The sequence below is a fragment of the Actinoplanes sp. NPDC051633 genome, assembly GCF_040681735.1.
GTDB lineage: Bacteria > Actinomycetota > Actinomycetes > Mycobacteriales > Micromonosporaceae > Actinoplanes.
Genome location: NZ_JBFAZH010000840.1, coordinates 1 through 3,461 on the forward strand (window position 1 = coordinate 1; position 3,461 = coordinate 3,461).

The following is a 3,461-nucleotide window of genomic DNA, read 5'->3' on the forward strand; positions in this document are numbered from 1 at the left end:
CTTGATCTGATTAGACCAAGCCTTTTGATAGTGTTATATTAATAAACATCACCTTCGAGGCCGTCCATGCCGGCCCCGGTCGCACACCGCGCCTGGCGACCGATCAGGTCATCGAGATCCGGGATTGATCTCGCAGCCGGCGATCAGAGGTCGGGGTGCCGCTCGGCCGAGCGTTGACAGTCCTCCAGACGGCTGCGCGCGGATTGCAGTCGCGCACCCATGACCTGCAGGAAGCGGGTGGCCAGCTCATAGCCGAGCCCGGGATCGCGTCGGCAGAGCGCCAGAACGAGGGGGCCGTCGAACGTCAGCGTTCGCGTGGTCGTGACCGCGACGGCGCCGAAGTGCCAGCGGTGCGGCGGGAACAGCCAGGACCAGCCGAGCACAGATCCCGCCTTCAGGGTTTCGAGGACGAAGTCGTCGCAGCCGGGCACGTGGCTGTCGAGGTAGACCCGGCCGTCGGTGATCAGCCAGAACTGTTCCGCGGGATCTCCCTGGTGAAAGATGCGGTTGCCCGCGTGGAACATCGATCGACCGCACAACGGTGCCAGCACGTCGAGTTGATGGGCGGTCAGCCCGGACAGGAACGGATGCTCGGCGAGCATCTCGGTGGTGGTGGACATGGAGTCTCCCTGCCTGGCGCGGTCGATGGGGCTGCGACGTCCGTTCCAGGAAATCGCCGCGGCTGACCGCCGGACAGGGCCGGCGGCCACCAGTCGAGGGACGTTGGTCCCGGCGACGAGGTCGCCAAGGCCTCCTCCACTGCAAGGCGGGACTTTGGTCCTGCCGAGTCGGGCGTTTGGCCCCCGGCGACCGACCCGGAGCCAGGTGCAGAGTCGGTGGCGGATGGATCGGCCCTTCGGAGCGAGGCTCCGGTGAAAGGAACAACCAATGGGGAAGATGTTGCGGCGAGGCACGGTGCTGCTTTCCGTATGCGGCGCACTGGCGGCGGTTCCGGAGCCGGCATTCGCGCACGAGAAGTGGTTCGTACCCGATCCGGGCAGCTACCCGACGGACTGGGCCTTCGTGTTGCGGCCGGTGACCCTGGGACTCATCCTCGCCGTTGTGGCGGTCACCGTGGTGTGGCGCGTCGTCGCGGTCCGCTACCTGCCCGTCCCGGAACTGCGGTTCCTGGCCCGAGTCGGCGACCTGGTTCCGTACGTGCCGCGGTTGCTGGCGATCCATCTGGGCATCTCGTTGCTCGCCGCCGCCGTGTCCGGGCATTTCCTCACCCACGACCTGGACGTCAGTGACGTCGGGTTCGGGCCGGTCATGCTGCTCGTCGAGGGTGCCTTGGGCGTCTGGTTCATCACCGGCGTCCGGCTCCAGGCCGCGGCGATCCTGCTCGCCCTGTTCGGGCCGGTCGCGCTGCTGGTCACCGGACCGGTCGGGCTCCTGTCCGCGATGGACCTGCTCGGCGTCGCGGTGTTCCTCGCCTTCGTGCCGCCGTCCGACGCCGCATTCGGCCGGGTCGAGCCGGACGCGCTCGCACTGCGCCGCGGTTTGCTGGCGCTGCGGATCGGAGCCGGCGGAGCGCTGATCACGCTGGCCTTCGCCGAGAAGCTCGCCAACCCGGCCCTCGCCCGCGAAACGCTGCGGCTGTTCCCTCAGCTGGACGTGTTCCGGCTGGTCGGCATCGACCTGCCGGTCGACACGTTCGTCGCCGTCGCCGGAGCGACCGAGCTGCTGTTCGGACTACTGGTCATCTCCGGCGCACTACCGCAGGTGGCGGTGCTCGTGGCCGGCATCCCGTTCAACGCGACCCTGCTGCTGTTCGGACAGACCGAGCTGCTCGGCCACCTGCCCGTCTACGGCGTCTTCCTCACGCTGATCGTGTACGGCTCGAACCGCCGGACCGCCGGACTCGTCCGATGGCTGCCGGACCCGCGGCGCCGAACCGGACGCGGAACCGCCCGCACCGACTCGGACGCACCCGGCCCGAGAGCCGAGTCGTCCGCCACCGGACTTGCTACGCACGGACCAGAACGCTGAACGGCACGCTGCGGCTGTCGTGCCGGCGCCAGCCGTCGGACGGCGAGCGCACCGGCGCGCCGGTCGCGTGCGCCGGGTGGGTGGAGGCGACCACCCGCCCGGCGGCGTTCACCACCGTCGCCGGGCGGCGGAGCGCGCGTAGCGCCGGCAGAAGTACCCGCTCGGCGCGGGCGACGTACACGTCCGAGCCGACCACCGCCGCCATCGAACCGTCCGGGTGCAGCACCGGCACGGTGAAGGTCAGCGTGTACGCGTCGGTGCACAGGTAGTCGACGTACGGCCCGGTGACGTGCCGGCGGCCGGTGCGGCGGGGCGTCGCCCACCACTCCAGCACCGTGTAGTCCCGGAAGCCGTCGCGGGCCGGGTCGGACACCACCGCCAGAGGTTCGATCCGGCGTTCGGCGTCGGTGGTCCACCAGGCCAGGTGCCACGGGGCGTCAGCGATCAGGGCGGGGTCGGCGATGAGCCCGGAGCCGGCCACCAGGTGGTCGGGGCGGCGCAGTTCGGCGTACGCCAGGGGTTCGATCGCCGCCAGGTCGGCCCGCACCGGCTGCCGGCCGGCCGGCAGCGCCGCGGTCATCACCTTGGCCATCGTCACCAGCGGCGCGAAAACCGTGGCGCAGAATCCCTCCAGCGCGTCGACGACGACTTCGATCATCCGGCAACTCCAGGCGGCTGCATTCCCAAACGACGGTGGATCACTGCGTCGATCGCACGCCCGACGTGGTCCTCTGTCAAGCCCCGCGCCAGCACCGGGTCGCCGGCCGCGATCGCGTCGACGATCGCGGTGTGCTCCGCCTCCGAGCGTCGACGCCCGGCCCCGGTCGCCATGGCCAGCCAGAGCAGCGGCCCGAACTCGGCCTGCAGGCGCAGCTCTTCCTGGGTCATCCGGGCCGACTGCCCGGCCGCCGCCACCTCGAGGTGGAACTGCGCCTCGGCCCGGCGGGAGCCGCCCGGGTCCACCGCCCGCCGGACGCCGACCGCGCGCAGCCGCTCGATGTCGTCGCCGGCCGCGCGGTCGGCCGCGTACGCCGCCGAGGCGCCCGCGATCGCCCGGTAGAGGTCACCGAAGTCGCGGATGTCGACCAGCGACAGCTCGGCCAGCCGGATGCGCAGCAGGGACGAGTCGGCCGGCGCGGTGACGAAGCTGCCGCCTCGCCGTCCCCGCCGGGTGGTCACCAGGCCGAGATCGCGCAGTGCCTGCAGGGACTCCCGGGCCGTCACCGGCGCGACGCCGAGCGACTCGGCCAGCTCCGCCTCGGACGGCAACTGCTCGCCGTCGCCCAGCACGCCGAGCACGATGGCGTCGCGCAACCGCCGGGTGACGGCCTCGGCCCGGCCCGGCTGGGTCAGCGGCGCGAACACGGCCTCGTGAGCGGCGCGGCGCATCGTCTCTCCCTCGAAACATGAGCGCTTAGATTCAGGCGGTCAAGGCAACACACTCGGCGGGGGTGCGGTAGCCGAGGCATTTT

At 71.2% G+C, this 3,461-nt stretch carries 4 protein-coding genes; 1 reads left to right on the forward strand and 3 read right to left on the reverse strand.

Annotated elements, in window-relative coordinates; all coding sequences use genetic code 11:
• Positions 1 to 143: 143 nt before the first annotated feature.
• A complete protein-coding gene (locus AB0M20_RS33055; RefSeq protein WP_364304262.1) occupies positions 144 to 620 on the reverse strand; it encodes a cyclic nucleotide-binding domain-containing protein in 477 nt (158 codons plus the stop codon).
• A gap of 268 nt (positions 621 to 888) precedes the next feature.
• Here AB0M20_RS33055 and AB0M20_RS33060 point away from each other — a divergent pair, with 268 nt between their 5' ends.
• Entirely contained in the window at positions 889 to 1,989 is a 1,101-nt protein-coding gene (locus AB0M20_RS33060) for a hypothetical protein (RefSeq protein ID WP_364304263.1), read from the forward strand.
• On the opposite strand, the gene AB0M20_RS33065 is transcribed toward AB0M20_RS33060, so the two are convergent.
• Positions 1,967 to 2,647 carry a cache domain-containing protein gene (locus AB0M20_RS33065; RefSeq protein ID WP_364304264.1) on the reverse strand — a complete coding sequence of 227 codons (681 nt, stop codon included), beginning with the start codon at positions 2,645 to 2,647 and terminating at the stop codon, positions 1,967 to 1,969. The two genes, AB0M20_RS33060 and AB0M20_RS33065, sit on opposite strands and share 23 nt — an antisense overlap.
• A complete protein-coding gene (locus tag AB0M20_RS33070) occupies positions 2,644 to 3,378 on the reverse strand; it encodes an FCD domain-containing protein (protein ID WP_364304265.1) in 735 nt (244 codons plus the stop codon). The genes AB0M20_RS33065 and AB0M20_RS33070 overlap by 4 nt, the downstream gene beginning before the upstream one ends.
• Positions 3,379 to 3,461: the final 83 nt, after the last annotated feature.

Coding starts and splice junctions, on each gene's coding strand:
- AB0M20_RS33055 (WP_364304262.1), bottom strand. CDS start 620: ATGTCCACCACCACCGAGATGCTCGCCGAGCATCCGTTCCTGTCCGGG.
- AB0M20_RS33060 (WP_364304263.1), top strand. CDS start 889: ATGGGGAAGATGTTGCGGCGAGGCACGGTGCTGCTTTCCGTATGCGGC.
- AB0M20_RS33065 (WP_364304264.1), bottom strand. CDS start 2,647: ATGATCGAAGTCGTCGTCGACGCGCTGGAGGGATTCTGCGCCACGGTT.
- AB0M20_RS33070 (WP_364304265.1), bottom strand. CDS start 3,378: ATGCGCCGCGCCGCTCACGAGGCCGTGTTCGCGCCGCTGACCCAGCCG.